Annotated in this window: 15 protein-coding genes; 8 read left to right on the forward strand and 7 right to left on the reverse strand. The window is 41.8% G+C overall.

Annotated elements, in window-relative coordinates:
* Positions 1–9: 9 nt before the first annotated feature.
* Positions 10–1,638 carry an acyl-CoA carboxylase subunit beta gene (locus tag I595_RS00620; protein ID WP_054557455.1) on the reverse strand — a complete coding sequence of 543 codons (1,629 nt, stop codon included), beginning with the start codon at positions 1,636–1,638 and terminating at the stop codon, positions 10–12.
* 64 nt (positions 1,639–1,702) lie between these two features.
* On the opposite strand from I595_RS00620, the gene I595_RS00625 reads away from it, so the two are divergent.
* The 3 genes from I595_RS00625 to ettA all read left to right on the forward strand — a co-directional run bounded on the left by I595_RS00625 (position 1,703) and on the right by ettA (position 4,729).
* A complete protein-coding gene (locus tag I595_RS00625; protein WP_054557456.1) occupies positions 1,703–2,686 on the forward strand; it encodes a Gfo/Idh/MocA family protein in 984 nt (327 codons plus the stop codon).
* Between the two features lie 64 nt (positions 2,687–2,750).
* Positions 2,751–2,927, forward strand: a complete 177-nt coding sequence (locus I595_RS00630) for a CAL67264 family membrane protein (protein WP_245628214.1) — start codon at positions 2,751–2,753, stop codon at positions 2,925–2,927.
* Between the two features lie 110 nt (positions 2,928–3,037).
* A complete protein-coding gene (ettA, locus tag I595_RS00635) occupies positions 3,038–4,729 on the forward strand; it encodes an energy-dependent translational throttle protein EttA (protein ID WP_054557458.1) in 1,692 nt (563 codons plus the stop codon).
* Between the two features lie 56 nt (positions 4,730–4,785).
* On the opposite strand, the gene I595_RS00640 is transcribed toward ettA, so the two are convergent.
* On the reverse strand, positions 4,786–5,568 hold the full coding sequence (locus I595_RS00640; RefSeq protein ID WP_054557993.1) for an MBL fold metallo-hydrolase: 783 nt from the start codon (positions 5,566–5,568) through the stop codon (positions 4,786–4,788).
* A gap of 160 nt (positions 5,569–5,728) precedes the next feature.
* Between I595_RS00640 and I595_RS00645 the strand changes: the two genes are divergently transcribed.
* Positions 5,729–6,616: a hypothetical protein gene (locus tag I595_RS00645; RefSeq protein WP_054557459.1), complete on the forward strand. Its 888-nt coding sequence runs from the start codon at positions 5,729–5,731 to the stop codon at positions 6,614–6,616.
* A 135-nt stretch (positions 6,617–6,751) separates the two neighbouring features.
* On the opposite strand, the gene fumC is transcribed toward I595_RS00645, so the two are convergent.
* Positions 6,752–8,149, reverse strand: a complete 1,398-nt coding sequence (gene fumC / locus I595_RS00650; protein WP_054557994.1) for a class II fumarate hydratase — start codon at positions 8,147–8,149, stop codon at positions 6,752–6,754.
* Between the two features lie 137 nt (positions 8,150–8,286).
* Here fumC and I595_RS17490 point away from each other — a divergent pair, with 137 nt between their 5' ends.
* Entirely contained in the window at positions 8,287–8,463 is a 177-nt protein-coding gene (locus I595_RS17490) for a hypothetical protein (RefSeq protein WP_054557460.1), read from the forward strand.
* 129 nt (positions 8,464–8,592) lie between these two features.
* Here the strand turns inward: I595_RS17490 and I595_RS00660 are convergent, their stop codons facing one another.
* Both I595_RS00660 and prfB read right to left on the reverse strand, forming a co-directional pair.
* Positions 8,593–9,054: a hypothetical protein gene (locus tag I595_RS00660; protein ID WP_054557461.1), complete on the reverse strand. Its 462-nt coding sequence runs from the start codon at positions 9,052–9,054 to the stop codon at positions 8,593–8,595.
* A gap of 91 nt (positions 9,055–9,145) precedes the next feature.
* Positions 9,146–10,241 (reverse strand): peptide chain release factor 2 gene (prfB, locus tag I595_RS00665; RefSeq protein ID WP_157449611.1). Its coding sequence is split into 2 segments (ribosomal slippage): positions 9,146–10,177 and positions 10,179–10,241, totalling 1,095 coding nucleotides; the frame shifts between segments, so codons are not numbered across the junction.
* 83 nt (positions 10,242–10,324) lie between these two features.
* Here prfB and I595_RS00670 point away from each other — a divergent pair.
* The 3 genes from I595_RS00670 (at position 10,325) to I595_RS00680 (ending at position 15,023) form a co-directional block, all read left to right on the forward strand.
* Positions 10,325–12,724: a zinc-dependent metalloprotease gene (locus tag I595_RS00670; RefSeq protein ID WP_054557462.1), complete on the forward strand. Its 2,400-nt coding sequence runs from the start codon at positions 10,325–10,327 to the stop codon at positions 12,722–12,724.
* Positions 12,725–12,733: 9 nt separating this feature from the next.
* Positions 12,734–13,756: a threonine aldolase family protein gene (locus I595_RS00675; protein WP_054557463.1), complete on the forward strand. Its 1,023-nt coding sequence runs from the start codon at positions 12,734–12,736 to the stop codon at positions 13,754–13,756.
* A gap of 166 nt (positions 13,757–13,922) precedes the next feature.
* A complete protein-coding gene (locus tag I595_RS00680) occupies positions 13,923–15,023 on the forward strand; it encodes an OmpA family protein (RefSeq protein WP_054557464.1) in 1,101 nt (366 codons plus the stop codon).
* Between the two features lie 89 nt (positions 15,024–15,112).
* Here I595_RS00680 and I595_RS00685 read toward each other — a convergent pair whose 3' ends face one another.
* Both I595_RS00685 and I595_RS00690 read right to left on the reverse strand, forming a co-directional pair.
* Positions 15,113–15,568 (reverse strand): thioredoxin family protein, encoded by a 456-nt coding sequence (locus I595_RS00685; protein ID WP_054557465.1) that lies wholly within the window; start codon positions 15,566–15,568, stop codon positions 15,113–15,115.
* Positions 15,569–15,790: 222 nt separating this feature from the next.
* Positions 15,791–16,117 (reverse strand): YbaB/EbfC family nucleoid-associated protein, encoded by a 327-nt coding sequence (locus I595_RS00690; RefSeq protein WP_054557466.1) that lies wholly within the window; start codon positions 16,115–16,117, stop codon positions 15,791–15,793.
* Position 16,118: the final 1 nt, after the last annotated feature.

The raw sequence follows: 16,118 nt of genomic DNA on the forward strand, positions 1-16,118 counted from the left end.
TTTTAAAAACTACACCTGCAATACCCCAAGGTTAAACGCTTTTTCAATTGGCGCATGGTTGGCCGCCTCTATACCCATGGAAATCCATTTTCTAGTCGACAAGGGGTCAATAATGGCATCGGTCCATAGTCTTGCAGCGGCATAGTAGGGGGATACTTGTTGATCATATCGTCCTTTAATCCGTTCAAAAAGTGCTTTTTCCTTTTCCGCAGTAATTTTTTCCCCTTTTTTTTCCAATGATGCCTTTTCAATTTGTAAAAGGACCTTCGCGGCAGAGTTGCCGCTCATCACGGCCAATTCCGCACTTGGCCAAGCCACTATTAATCTTGGGTCGTAGGCCTTGCCACACATGGCGTAGTTTCCTGCTCCGTAACTATTTCCTATCACCACCGTAAATTTTGGAACCACGGAATTACTCACGGCATTCACCATTTTTGCCCCATCTTTAATGATGCCGCCATGTTCACTTTTACTACCCACCATAAAACCCGTCACATCCTGTAAGAAGACCAGCGGAATCTTTTTTTGATTGCAGTTGGCAATAAAGCGCGTTGCTTTATCAGCGGAATCAGAATAAATTACCCCCCCAAACTGCATCTCACCCTTTCCATTTTTCACCACCTTACGCTGGTTGGCCACAATGCCAACGGCCCATCCGTCAATTCTGGCGTATCCGGTCAGCAATGTTTTTCCATAATCTTCTTTATACTGTTCAAAATCAGAATTGTCCACTAGGCGTTTTATAATTTCCAACATATCATATTGGTCAGACCTTGAGGCGGGGAGCAAACCGTAAATATCACCTTGGTTTTCTTTTGGCTTTTGGGCTTTTGTGCGGTTAAATCCAGCTTTTTCAAAATCGCCAATTTTACCCATAATACTTTTTATGGTGGTTAGTGCATCCTTGTCGTCTTTGGATTTATAATCCGTAACCCCGCTAATTTCGCAGTGGGTCGTAGCGCCACCTAAGGTTTCGTTATCAATACTTTCCCCAATGGCCGCCTTTACCAAATAACTTCCGGCAAGAAAAATACTACCGGTCTTGTCTACTATTAAGGCTTCATCACTCATAATGGGCAAATAAGCCCCGCCAGCCACGCAACTTCCCATGACTGCAGAAATTTGGGGAATTCCCTTGCTGCTCATAACGGCATTATTTCTGAATATCCTACCAAAATGTTCCTTGTCAGGAAAAATTTCATCCTGCATGGGCAGGTATACCCCAGCACTGTCCACCAAATAAATAATGGGGAGCCTATTTTCAATGGCAATTTCCTGCGCCCTTAAATTTTTCTTTCCCGTTATGGGAAACCAAGCACCTGCTTTTACCGTGGCGTCATTGGCCACCACGATGCATTGCTTGCCCTGCACATGACCTATTTTTAAGACGACACCTCCAGAAGGGCAACCACCATGTTCTGGATACATGCCTTCTCCGGCAAAGCCACCTATTTCAATACTTTCGGCATCATTGTCAAGCAAAAAGGCAATGCGCTCCCTTGCCGTCATCTTGCCTTTGGCGTGGTGCTTTTCTATACGGCCCTTTCCGCCACCCAATTTAATTTTTGCAAATCGGTTGCGAACTTCAGAAAGTTTGAGTTTATTGTGATCTTCGTTTTTATTGAATTTGATATCCATGCTGCAGGTACTACAATTGTTTGGAGTTAAAGATAAGCAGTTAAAATGATTACTTTTAAAGCCTATGATAGATAAAATACGCTGGGGAATAATAGGTCCCGGAAAGATTGCGGAAAACTTTGCAAACGATTTAAAGTTGGTAGATGATGCGGTATTGACAGGGGTTGCCTCCAGAGACCCGGAACGCGCTAAGCAGTTTTCCCAAAAATTCGATATTCCACATTTTTTTGAAGGTTATGATGCCCTTTTCAATAGCAATTTGGTGGATGCCCTTTATATTGCCACACCCCATACGTTTCACAAAGAGCTAGCCATACGGGCAATGCAGGCTGGAAAGCATGTGCTGTGTGAAAAGCCCATGGGCATTAACTCAAAAGAGGTTGCTGAGATGATTGCTGCCGCAAAGCAGAATAACGTTTTTTTTATGGAAGCTTTATGGACGCGCTTTAACCCTACAATTCTAGCGGTAAAGCAGCTCGTAGACAACGGAACCTTGGGTGATTTGGGGTACGTTAATGCCGATTTTGCTTTTTATGCTATGGATAAACCTCTTACTTCAAGATTGTTCGATTTAAATTTAGGAGGTGGAACCATATTGGACATTGGAATTTACCCTGTGTTCTTGGCGTATCTTTTTTTAGGAATGCCTAGGGCCATTAAGTCGGTTTCTGATTTTAATCCTACTGGAACGGAGATACAGACCTCGGTCATTTTCCAATATGATAACGCCCATGCCGTTTTGAACAGCAGCTTTAGATATAACTCCAGGATGAGTGCGGAAATTGCAGGTACTAAGGCAGCAGTTACCTTACTCCCCAGGTTTCATGAGACACAAGGTTATGACCTATATATTAATGACGAAGTGACACGGGTAAACCTACCTACCATAGGCAAGGGATACAGTTATGAAATAATGGAAGTAAACCGTTGCTTAAAATCCGGAACTTTGGAAAGTTCCCTTTGGTCTCACAAAAATAGTACAGATTTGATGCTGCTTTTGGACAAAGTCCGAGAAATTGGAGGGGTTAAATTTCCATCGGAAACCTAATTTTCCAAGGTGTATTCTTTAATTTTTACGATATTTGATTCTTCACTAAACCAAAGACATGGGAATGAACAAAAATACGGTGTTGGCGTATGCGACATGGATAATGATAATCGTAGGATTTAGTCTCATAGGCCTTGGAGCCTTTAGGTATTATGAAGTTGCCGGCTATGGCTTTGCTGCCGTTGGGGTTGGCTTTTTAGCAGTAGCCTGGGTCTTTAACGCGTTAAAGGGCAGGGTCTAGATAATGCCCGCAGCGCACTGGGGAAATATCCTTGCTGTTTTTGTGGGTTGGCATTAATTGGACTTGCACTCAAATTTTATTCCTAAAGATCACATTTTAAATGTATAGATATGTCTGATGATAAAAAGGTAATCTTTTCAATGGCCGGGGTCACCAAGACCTATAAAAATGCCAATACACCTGTTTTAAAAAATATTTACCTAAGCTTCTTTTATGGAGCCAAAATAGGAATTCTTGGTTTAAACGGTTCCGGTAAATCCACCTTGCTTAAAATTATTGCGGGTGCGGATAAAAACTTTCAAGGTGATGTTGTTTTTTCACCGGGCTATTCCGTCGGTTACTTAGAGCAGGAGCCTCAATTGGACGAGGATAAAACAGTCATGGAAATTGTAAGGGAGGGCGTTGCCGATACCGTTGCCATTTTGGATGAGTACAATAAAATCAACGACATGTTTGGTTTGCCAGAGGTTTATGAGGATGCGGATAAGATGCAAAAACTCATGGATAAACAAGCCGCTTTGCAAGATAAGATAGATGCTTCAAACGCATGGGAGCTAGACACAAAGCTTGAAATAGCAATGGACGCACTACGCACCCCGGAATCAGATAAAAAAATAGGCGTCTTGTCAGGAGGGGAGCGGCGTAGGGTAGCTTTATGCCGTTTGTTGCTCCAAGAGCCCGATGTCCTATTGTTGGACGAACCTACCAACCATTTGGATGCGGAGTCCGTACATTGGCTAGAACACCATTTGGCGCAATACAAGGGAACCGTAATTGCCGTTACCCATGATCGTTATTTTTTGGACAACGTTGCAGGTTGGATATTGGAGCTGGATAGGGGCGAAGGAATTCCGTGGAAAGGAAATTACTCCGGGTGGTTAGATCAAAAATCAAAACGCTTGGCCCAAGAGAGCAAGCAAGCCTCTAAACGTCAGAAAACATTGGAGCGTGAACTAGAATGGGTAAGGCAAGGTGCCAAGGGTAGACAGACCAAGCAAAAGGCTCGCTTAAAGAATTATGATAAGTTAATGAGCCAAGATCAAAAACAGCTCGAAGAAAAATTGGAAATCTATATACCCAACGGACCACGTTTGGGTACTAATGTCATTGAAGCGAAAGGCGTCAGCAAAGCTTATGGAGAAAAACTCTTGTATGAAGATTTGAATTTTAATCTACCACAATCCGGCATTGTTGGGATAATTGGACCAAACGGAGCGGGTAAAACCACCATTTTCAGAATGATTATGGGTGAAGAAGTTCCCGATAAAGGCCAATTTACGGTAGGTGATACCGCAAAATTGGCATACGTAGACCAAAGCCATAGCAATATAGACCCTGAAAAATCTATTTGGGAGAACTTTAGCGATGGTCAAGAATTGGTGATGATGGGTGGGAAACAAGTGAATTCACGAGCTTACTTAAGCCGTTTTAATTTTTCCGGAAGTGAGCAGAACAAAAAAGTCCATATGCTCTCTGGTGGGGAGCGCAATAGGCTTCATCTGGCAATGACATTGAAGGAAGAGGGTAATGTGCTGCTTTTGGACGAACCAACGAATGATTTGGATGTGAATACCTTACGTGCCTTGGAAGAGGGCTTGGAAAATTTTGCTGGTTGTGCGGTGGTCATTTCGCATGATAGATGGTTCTTGGATAGGATTTGTACACACATACTCGCTTTTGAAGGAGATTCGCAAGTATATTTCTTTGAGGGTTCTTTTTCTGATTACGAAGAGAACAAGAAAAAGCGGTTGGGTGGGGACTTAATGCCCAAGCGCATTAAATACAAAAAACTAATTAGATAGTAAGAACTGTGATCTAAACCGTATTGGCGTCTGGACCATTGTGGTAGTAGCTCCCTTTAGTAGGGTTCATTGGGATACCAGTCCAATTGTATTACTTTAATGTTTGGATTTGCCATTTCAACCAATTCTTTGAATTTTTCAACCTCACTGACTGTAGGCCTACCCCTGTAATGGTAGGGATAAACCTCCTTAGGTGCAAAAGCTAGCACCCCATCTGCTGCACTTTCTACGGTCATGGTGTACGGGAGGTTCATGCAGATAAAAGCTTTGTTAATATGCGCAAGGGTACGCATTTCTAAAATATCTTCGGTATCTCCGGAAAAATAGATGCGTTGTCCCCCAAGGGTAAGCAGATATCCATTGCCCCTTCCTTTGGGGTGAAACTTTAGAGCCTCTTCCCTTAGGTTGTACATGGGCACGGCTTCTATGGTAATTCCAAAACGGGATTTGCGCTCCCCATTGTACAATACATCCAATTGTGGTGTGTATTGCTCAGGCATTCTATCGGCTACGGCTTGGGGTACAATAATCTTGGCCTTTTTGGTGTCTAGGCTATCCAGCGTGCCTAAATCAAAGTGATCCGCATGGATATCGGTTATCAAAATCAAATCTGGATTTTGATGACCTTTAAAAGCACTTTTGCCACCAACTGGATCCACGTAGATGGTATAACCATTCCAAGTTAGTACGGTGGTGGCATGTTCAATAGGGGTAACCCGAATGATGGTATCTTTTGTCGCTAATGGGACGCTATCCCTTGTACTAACCTTTACTTTCTTCTGCTCTCCACAACTCAAAAAAAGGAAGGTGCCAACAATGGAAATCCATATTTTAAACATTTTTATAGAAAAAAAATACATATGTAATTAATTGTATATCTGTGGATTAATGATTTTTTATCGTTTAATAACCCTTAGTAAACATCTAAAGTTAAGACCTTGCCGTAGATATAGCAAACACAGAAGATACTTGCTTGGCAAGTACATAAAATTTAAAATTATGAGTGAAGCAAAAAGTAATAATGGATTAAAGGCATTGGCAGGCGTATTGGGACTGGCGCTGCTTGCAGTTGCAATTTATACCTTTAGCCTTTATCAGGACAAAAAGGAAACTACCTTGGCGCTGACCCAGGAAAAAGAAGAGGTCGTAAATGACCTGAATAGTCTTAAGTCTGAATACGACAAGGCTATCTTGGAAAGTAATGCCACCAATGAAGAATTGGTAGCGGCTAGGGACAATATTGCCAAATACATTGACTCCGTGCAAGGTATGAAGGCCGATATTGCCAGCTTGTCCCGCTACAGAAGACAAGTTAGCGTGTTGAAAAAAGAACGTGAACTGTTGTTAAAGCAAGTGGATTCCTTAACGCAATCCAATACAATGTTGGCTATGCAGCGAGACAGCACGTTTACCGAGTTGGAGAGACAGACTGTTTTTAACGACTCACTTGTGGTACAGAACACCCAATTGGCAGATGCGGTTGAAAGAGGTTCTGCCCTTAATTTAACAACACAGAGTATAGACGCCGTAAAGGAAAGAAACAGTGGTAAATTGGTATCTACCCAACGCGCAAAGGCAACAGATAAATTTAAGGTTTGTTTTACGGTTGCAGACAACGTTATTGCCCAAGCCGGTGATAGGGAATTTTATATTGAGGTGCTCGATCCACAAGGAAACACCTTGGGTGACGGAATGTCCAAGACCAACGAGAATGGAGGGTCTATAACCTATACCAAAAGCACAAATTTCTATTTTGATAACAGTTCATTGGACGTTTGCGATTATGTAAACAAACCAGCGGGCGATTTTCAGAAGGGAAATTACATGATTAACGTATACGATGACGGTCTTAAATTATTGGGCACCTCAAAGTTTGTGTTGAAATAAGAAAATGTAGGAACACTTTCCATACACTATTGCCAAGAAGGGCGGTCCCAAACGGATCGCCCTTTTTTGCTATTAACCTTTTGATTAGATACCTATGCCGTATAGATGGACTAGGTATTTAAATTCTAAAACCGTTTAATGTAAGCTCCCTACCATATCTTCGGGTTTTACCCAAGCATCATATTCCTCAGCGGTAACATACCCTAAATTAATGGCTTCTTCCTTAAGCGTAGTACCGTTTTTATGCGCGGTATTGGCAATTTCAGCGGCTTTATAATACCCAATTTTGGTGTTTAAAGCGGTCACCAGCATTAATGAATTGTTCAACAATGTTTTTATGGTGGCATGGTTAGGTTCAATTCCAGAAGCGCAGTTGGCATCAAAACTCTTGCATGCATCCCCTATGAGCTGCGCGGACTGCAGGATATTTGCGGCCATCATAGGTTTAAAAACATTGAGTTCATAATGACCTTGTGTTCCGCCAACGCTGATAGCCACATCATTACCTATCACCTGGGCACAAACCATGGTCAATGCCTCACATTGGGTTGGATTCACTTTGCCTGGCATGATGGAGCTACCCGGCTCATTTGCTGGGATAATGATTTCACCTATTCCTGAACGGGGACCGGAGGCCATCATTCGGATATCATTAGCTATTTTGTTCAAGGAAACCGCCAATTGTTTTAATGCTCCATGGCTCTCTACGATAGCATCATGCGCGGCCAAAGCCTCAAATTTATTTGGGGCCGTTACAAATGGTAAGCCCGTAAAGTCGGCAATAAACTTGGCAACCAGTACGTCATATCCCTTTGGGGTGTTAAGCCCAGTACCAACCGCGGTTCCGCCTAGGGCAAGTTCACTAAGATGGGCCAAAGTATTTTTAAGTGCCTTTAATCCATGATTTAATTGGGCCACGTAGCCAGAAAACTCTTGTCCCAAGGTTAATGGAGTGGCATCCATAAGATGTGTACGGCCAATTTTAACGACATCCTTAAATTCTTCAGATTTTTTTCTGAGGGTATCTCGCAGTTGTTCCACCCCTGGAATGGTAACCGCTACAATTTTTTGGTAAGCTGCGATATGCATGCCTGTTGGAAAAGTATCGTTAGAGGATTGTGATTTATTGACATCATCATTGGGTTGTATGGTTTTTTCACCTTCACCAATAGTTTTTCCCGCCAATTCATGAGCTCTATTGGCTATCACTTCGTTTACGTTCATATTGCTCTGTGTGCCAGAACCCGTTTGCCAAATGACCAACGGAAATTGGTCGTCATGCGTTCCTTCGAGAATTTCGTCACAAACTTTTGCGATCAAATCCCTTTTTTCTTTGTCCAAAACACCTAATTTATGGTTGGCATATGCCGCAGCTTTTTTTAAATATGCAAAGCCGTATACAATTTCCAAAGGCATAGTCGCAGCCGGGCCTATTTTAAAATTATTTCTTGAACGTTCAGTTTGGGCGCCCCAGTATTTGTCGGCAGGAACTTTCACCTCACCCATAGTGTCTTTTTCTATTCTAAAAGCCATAATATTCATTTTAAAACAAAGGTAAAGTTTACATCTTTTGTTTACGCCCGATATTTATAAGGTTCTAGATTTTTTTGTTTTAGTACTTGCAATTTTATGGGTTTTAAAAGTATCTTTGTATCGTAAAAAGTACGGCAATGGTAGAATTTGATCAATATTTAGGGTTTTTAGCGTTTTTGACCATCTTAACCATTGGTTTCTGGTTAATGATATTTTTGTTAACCTTTGTAGTTCCTTACTGGTTGGGTGGAAATTTATTGGAAATGTGGAAAGAGCGCAGAGAGGCCAAGAAGGCAGAACGCGAAAAAGCCTAGTGAATATAAAGTGGCATATAAAAAAGGAACCCTGACAGGGTTCCTTTTTTATTTTTGATACTTGGCAAGAGTATTTGATAGATGCTATGTATTGGCTTCCCTAAATTTTAAGAAATTCCCTAAGACATGCTATTCCTTGGATTTCTTTTTTTTCTTTTTCTTGTCTTTTTTCTTTTTTGTTTGGAAGCGATTGCGTTCCATCTCTTTGTAAGCTTCATATTTTTCTGGGGGCAGACCAGCCTTTAGTTCTTCATTTTGCTCATCGGCAAGTTTTTCGAACGCTTCACGCATTTTGGTAGGTTCCAATTTTAAAATCTGCAGTTCTAAACGTTTTTGTACGTACTTTACAAGGGTAGAACGAACTACAGCCTCCTCAAAAGGGTCCAATTCCAAGGTTTCAGCGATTTTAGGCATCTGCTCATCAACCAGTTGGTCAGCGGTCTTTGCCTCAGGTTCGGGCGGTGGTGTTTGGGCTTGTGGAATTTGGCTACCCCTTTGGTTACCAAAACGGTTTCCGTTTCTAAATTGTGCATATCCGTCCGCACAAAACAGCATCGCCATTAAAAAAGATACAATCGTTAGTGTTTTCATAATGTAATTATCTCAAAGTTTTGTCTCTGCCTTTAGTTGGCGGCATTTACCATTTTAATACGTGACATAGGTTCTTAAGCCTGGTTTAGAATTAAGATTCCCTTTGCCCCGTCATCATTAGGAACGCTTTTAGAAATTGGTCAATATCTCCGTTCATTACAGCGTCAACGTTACCTGTTTCTTCTGCCGTCCTCACATCTTTAACTAGTTTATAAGGGTGCATTACGTAATTTCTGATTTGGGAACCCCACTCAATTTTCATTTTAGAGGATTCTATCTCTTGTCTTGCTTCTTGTTTTTTTCGCAGTTCTATTTCGTACAACTGTGATTTTAACATTTTCATTGCGGTTGCCCGGTTATCGTGTTGTGAGCGTGAATCTGAACACGAAATCTGAATTCCGCTTGGCTTGTGTACCAATTGTACTTTTGTTTCTACCTTGTTTACATTTTGCCCTCCGGCACCGCTTGATCTAGCTGTTGTGATTTCAATGTCCGCAGGGTTAACCTCAATTTCAATGGTGTCATCAACTAATGGATAGACATAAACCGATGCAAAGGAGGTATGTCTTTTGGCATTGCTGTCAAAAGGAGAAATCCTAACCAATCTGTGCACCCCATTTTCACCTTTAAGCCAACCAAAAGCAAATTCACCTTCAATCTCTAGGGTTACGGTTTTAATTCCTGCAACATCGCCTTCCTGATAATTGAGTTCTTTTACCTTGTAGCCGTTTTTTTCGCTCCACATTAAATACATCCGCATTAACATGGACGCCCAGTCACAGCTTTCCGTACCTCCTGCACCTGCGGTTATTTGGAGCACCGCGGTAAGTTCGTCCCCTTCATCTGAAAGCATGTTTCTGAATTCCAGTTTTTCAATGGTGGAAATGGCTGATTCCATTTTTTGGGACACCTCTTCGTCTGAAACTTCACCGGCTTCTTGAAACTCAATAAGCACCTCTAAGTCGTTGACCAAAGTTTGTGCCAAATTAAAATCCTCTACCCAACGCTTTTTGGATTTTATGGACTTCATTTGTAATTGGGCTTCCATGGGATTGTCCCAAAACCCGGGAACCAAGGTTTTTTCCTCTTCGTTCTCTATTTCAATAAGTTTGGCATCAATGTCAAAGATACCTCCTTAACGCACCAAGGCGATCAATAAGACCTTTATGTTGATCTGTGGAAACCATTTCATTCAGTTTAAAACAAAAATAGGGTTTGCAACATGGTTGAACTAGCATTTTTACATAAATTTAGAACCAAATCAACTTCCATGAAAATAAAATTTCCGCACCTGTTTGTTTTGGTTTTTACTGTAGCTGGCACCTATGCACAGCAGTTTGAAAAAACAAAGAACCTCCAAAAGTTCAATGGCTTTTTTGACCATTACTATGATGGCAACACGGATAAAATGTACCTATCCGTAACAGACCTTGAGAAGGATTTTCTTTATGTTTACTCCCTTAGCAGCGGTATTGGAAGTAATGATATTGGTTTGGACCGTGGCCAGTTGGGCAACGAGCAGGTTGTTTTTTTTAAAAAGGCAGGGAATCAACTTTTATTGGTGCAGCCAAATTTAAAATTTAGGGCGTTAACGGAGAATGAACTTGAGCGCAAATCCGTGGAACAAGCTTTTGCAAAGTCAGTTTTACATGGTTTTAAAATTGAGGAAGAAACCAATAATGGATATTTAATAGATATTACCGATTTTTTAATGCGGGATGCCCACGGGGTGTCCGATCGGTTAATGGCAACGGGACAAGGTTCCTATAGTTTGGACAAATCCAAGAGTGCGTTTGCCATGGAGCGTACAAAAGCATTTCCCAAAAACATTGAGTTTGATGTTCTGCTAACGTTTAAAGGTAAGCCAAAGGGAGCTTACATCCGGTCGGTAACCCCTAATCCAAGTTTGGTCACTGTGGCACAGCACCATTCCTTTATTGAGTTACCGGATAGCGGGTATCAAAAACGGGTTTTTGATCCCAGGAGCGGTTCCTATCCTTTTTCGTATTACGATTATTCCACCCCAGTGCAAGAGCCTATTTTAAAGCGTTTTATAACGCGGCATAGGTTGGAGAAGAAAAATCCAAATGCAGCGGTTAGTGAGGCCGTGGAACCTATTGTCTATTATTTGGACAATGGAACCCCTGAACCTGTCCGTTCAGCCCTGTTGGAAGGTGGCCAATGGTGGAACCAAGCTTTTGAGGCCATTGGGTATAAAGATGCTTTTCAGATAAAGATGCTTCCGGATGACGCGGACCCAATGGATGTGAGGTATAACGTCATCCAATGGGTACATAGGTCTACTCGCGGGTGGAGTTACGGCAGCAGTATTACAGATCCACGCACCGGAGAGATTATGAAGGGTCATGTAAGTTTGGGAAGTCTACGTATACGTCAGGATTTCTTAATTGCCCAAGCATTGATGGACAAGCCGTTTAAAGACCGGGATGATAACCATGAGGCAATGCTAGATTTGGCGATTGCTAGAATTCGCCAACTTTCTGCACATGAAATAGGACATACCTTGGGCTTTGCCCATAATTTTGCCGCAAGTACCAACAACAGGGCTTCGGTGATGGATTATCCACATCCACAGTTTAGGATTAAGCGCGGTGAGATTGATTTTTCCGACGCTTACGCCACTGGTATCGGTGATTGGGATAAGGTGACGGTCGCTTATTCCTATACTGATTTTCCTGATGGAACCAACGAAAGAGAAGGCCTAAACGCTATTCTCAAAAAGGCACAGGACGATGGACTGCGCTATATTTCGGACCAGGATGCAAGGCCTATGGGCGGCGCGCATGCATTGGGCCATTTATGGGACAACGGCGCTTCAGCGAGCACAGAGCTTAATGATGTGCTAAAGGTGAGGGAAAAGGCCATTTCAAATTTTTCGGTCGATAATATCAGAAGTAATGAACCATATGCAGTATTAGAGGATGTTTTTGCCCCGCTTTACTTTTTTCATCGTTACCAAACGGAGGCCGTCGCAAAGTTAATTGGTGGGTTGGATTACAATTATGCGATTAAAGGTGATGGTCAAAAAACGGTTTCCATAGTGGAAATGAATACCCAAAAACGGGCGCTCGCCAGTATTTTGAATACCCTGGACGCAGCTAGAATGGCGATTCCCGAAGATAAATTGGAACTCTTTCCGCCAAGGGCCATAGGTTATGGACAATCTAGGGAATCCATTAAGGGAAAAACAGGTGTGTCCTTTGATGCCTTATCTGCGCCAGAAACGGCAGCGGATATGACTTTAGGCTTATTATTGCACCCAGAAAGAGCCTCAAGGCTTATACAGCAAAAAGCGGTACAGCGCAACAACCTTGGATTGGGCGAGGTGTTGGATGAACTTATTGATAAAACCATAAAAAAAACTGAGCAAAATACCTACCTTCAAGAGGTTCAACACAATATTAACTTCAGGGTGTTGTTTCATTTGATGAATTTGGCAGCGCATACCAAGGTACATCCGCAAGTCAATGCCATCGCGCATCAAAAACTGGAAGAACTAAAAATAACGCTTCGCCAAAATCCAGATATGATATCCAAGGAAATGCTTCGCAGAATCGACCGTTTTATGGAACATCCAGAGCTTTTTGAAGTTATTGCCACTCCTAAAATTCCTGATGGCTCCCCCATAGGAATGGCTTGTTTTAACTAAAGAATTTAGATGGAAATAAATTTGATAAGCGACACGGTAACCAGGCCAACTCAGGGAATGTTGCAGGCTATGATGACCGCAAAAGTTGGGGACGATGTTTTTAAGAAGGACCCTACCGTTAACGAATTGGAGCATAAAGTGGCCACAATGTTTGGTATGGAGGCCGCTTTGTTCTTCCCCAGCGGAACCATGACCAACCAAACCGCGATAAAAATCCATACCCAACCCGGTGAGCAATTAATCTGCGATAAGTACGCGCATGTCTATAATTATGAGGGTGGTGGGGTAAGCTTTAATAGTGGCGTATCCTGTAAATTAGTGGACGGCCACCGTGGAATGATGACCGCCCAACAAGTAGAAGCTAGTATCAATCCGCCAGATTTTTATCATAGTCCGTTAACTACCTTGGTCTGCATTGAGAATACGACCAATAAAGGTGGAGGAGCTTGTTGGGATTTTGAGGAGCTAAAACGAATAAAAACCGTTTGTGCAGACCATGACCTAAAGTATCATTTGGATGGTGCCCGTCTTTGGAACGCATTGGTGGCCAAAGGAGAAGACCCTAAACAGTACGGTGAGCTTTTTGATTCCATAAGTGTCTGCTTAAGCAAGGGCCTAGGCTGTCCCGTAGGTTCTGTTTTGGTTGGTAGCGGTGATCTTATAAAACAGGCGGTTAGGGTTAGAAAAGTTCTAGGAGGTGGAATGCGCCAAGCAGGATTTCTTGCGGCAGCGGGTATTTATGCGCTGGATAACCATTTAGAAAGACTTGTGGAAGACCACGAAAAAGCAAAGGACATTGCAGGGGTGCTCAAAGGATTGGACTTTATTAAAAAAATAGAACCACTTGATACCAACATCATAATTTTTGAGCTGGATGAAAGCCTAATATCCGAAAAAGAATTTTTAGCAAGACTATCGCAAAAAAATATTCACATTATTGGTATGGGACAGGGTAAACTGCGTATGGTAACCCATCTGGATTACACGGATGGGATGCACGAAAAGACCCTTGGGATTTTAAAATCTTTGTAAAGCTATCTATACTTCCCAATCTTTTATTTCATTCCTTTTTTTTCTTCTTCTCTGGTTATCATTTCTGGATAGCCTAACACTTTTTTTGTATAAATAGTGACCATTTCCAAAAAGGTGTTTCTTAATGATATCATAAAAGTTCAAATCATTAACTAATACTTTAAGAATGAAAAAACTACTATTTTTTGCTGCTGTTTTAGCTGCTGTTGCAGGTCAATCACAAGATTTACCGGAAAACCCAGAGCCTGGAAAATGCTATGTGAGATGCTCAACACCGGATGTTTACGTAAACGAAACCACTACCGTGGTACTTAAACCGGCCTATAAAGTGCTCAAAACCATACCTGCAACCTTTAAAACCGTAACCGAACGTGTTTTGGTGAAGGAAGAGGGCAAGAAATTGACCATAATTCCCGCAAAATGGGGTACTGAAACGGTAACTTATGTTTCCAAGGAACCTGCAAATTCCTTACGTATCATTCCGGCCAGTTTTAAACCATCTTCTGAAACCATTGAAGTAAAACCAGCTTACGCCCAGTGGGAATTGGGTTCGCCAGCGCCAGATTGTGCATCGGGGAATCCAGATGATTGTCGTTATTGGTGTTATAAAGGGTATCCTGCAGAATACACTACCGTAAGCACTGAGGTGTTGGCGGCAGATGCATCAACTTCCAAAAGCCCGGTGCCTTCTAAAGACGCCACCTACACCAAACGAGTGATGTTGGAGCCTGCGAAGGTTGTGGAAGAGGTTATTCCTGCAGAATATGCTACAATTACAAAGACTGTATTGGATAAAGACGCCTACACTGTAGAGGAAACAATTCCTGCTGTCACAAAAACGGTAACAAAAGAGGTGTTAAAGGAAAAAGGTGGCCTTACCACTTGGAAAGAGGTAGAATGTGCATTGGTGGAATACCAAGCCTTGCCCATTAATTGGAACCTTGGCAGTGCTACATTAACAGCCGAGGCAAAAAGGATTATTGATACTAGGTTAATGCCAGTTTTACAACAAAACCCTGGAACTAAACTGGAAATTGCTTCCCATACAGACGCTAGGGGAGGTGCATCTTCCAACCAAAGCCTATCTGAAAGAAGAGCACAGGCCGTTGCCAATTACTTGGTAAGTAAAGGTGTAAATTCTAGCCTTTTGGTGGCCAATGGATATGGAGAACGTAAATTGAAAAATAGATGTGCCGATGGTGTTTCTTGCACGGAAAGGGAGCACGCTGCCAATAGAAGAACCGAGTTCAGGTTAATCAATAATTAATCTTAGCACTCGTTAAAATACGAAGGCTTCCAATATTGGAAGCCTTTTTGTTTCTATCTCTTTATTCCGTATTAAAGAGCAATCAACCGTCATTTGTTTTTTTGGAGAAACTCCAAGTGATACCCAATTTCTCCGTTCATACTGTATCCGGAATAATCGTCAAGGACCACACCGTTTTTACTGAGGGCCACCAGTAATGGAAAAACACCTTTTTTGTTGTACTTGGACACTAATTTTTTGTTGTGTTCCAATTGCCTGCTAGACAGTAAATCCTTGTTCCTAGGAATATCTACGTAAAGTAGGACGTATTCTTTGGAGATTTCCTCAAATTCTGCTGAATCGAACAAATCCTTTTTAAGCATTTTACAGGGCGGACACCAATCGCTTCCGGTAAAATAGACAAGCACATTTTTCTTTTCCTTTTTGGCAGATTTCAAGACGCTTTCATAATCCGTTTCCCAATCAACCGTTTCTGCTGGTTGCTGTGTGCTATTTTGTAATGGGATAATCCAGACGAACGTTAATAAAACAAGGAGGATTTTCATACTATGTTAGAATTTAAGGATAACCATTTGAGCATTTCTAAACATTCTGTCAAATAGCGTGAATTCAACTCAAAAGAGCTGGTAAACTAGAATTGAGAATCAAATTTTTTCAGCTTTAAAAACCATTCTCGATATTATTTTTTAGTTCCTTAAAATCAATTGAACTGACAAGGTGATTTTTGCTCAGGTCTAAATGCACAACGGGTTAAGGAAATTGTTCTTTTATTTAAATAACGAATCCATTCCTGGAATATTGGGCATGCCTTCCTTGGCAACGGACGCAAGCTCTGTCTCATTTACACTGGTCGCTTTTAAAATAGCCTTATTCAGGGTCAAAATAAGATAGTCCTCCAATTGCTCTTTATCTTGTAACAAGTGGTCATTGATGTTAATGGATTTAATCTCACGGTTTGCCGTTAACTTTACTTCCAATAAACCATCAGGAGTTTTCTCCTCAACCATTACCGTGTCCAACCGTTTCTTGGTTGCTTCTACCTTTGCTTGGGTCTCTTTGAGCTTACCCATCATACCCATGATGTCTCCGAACATA

Source organism: Croceitalea dokdonensis DOKDO 023 (assembly GCF_001306415.1).
Taxonomy (GTDB): domain Bacteria; phylum Bacteroidota; class Bacteroidia; order Flavobacteriales; family Flavobacteriaceae; genus Croceitalea; species Croceitalea dokdonensis.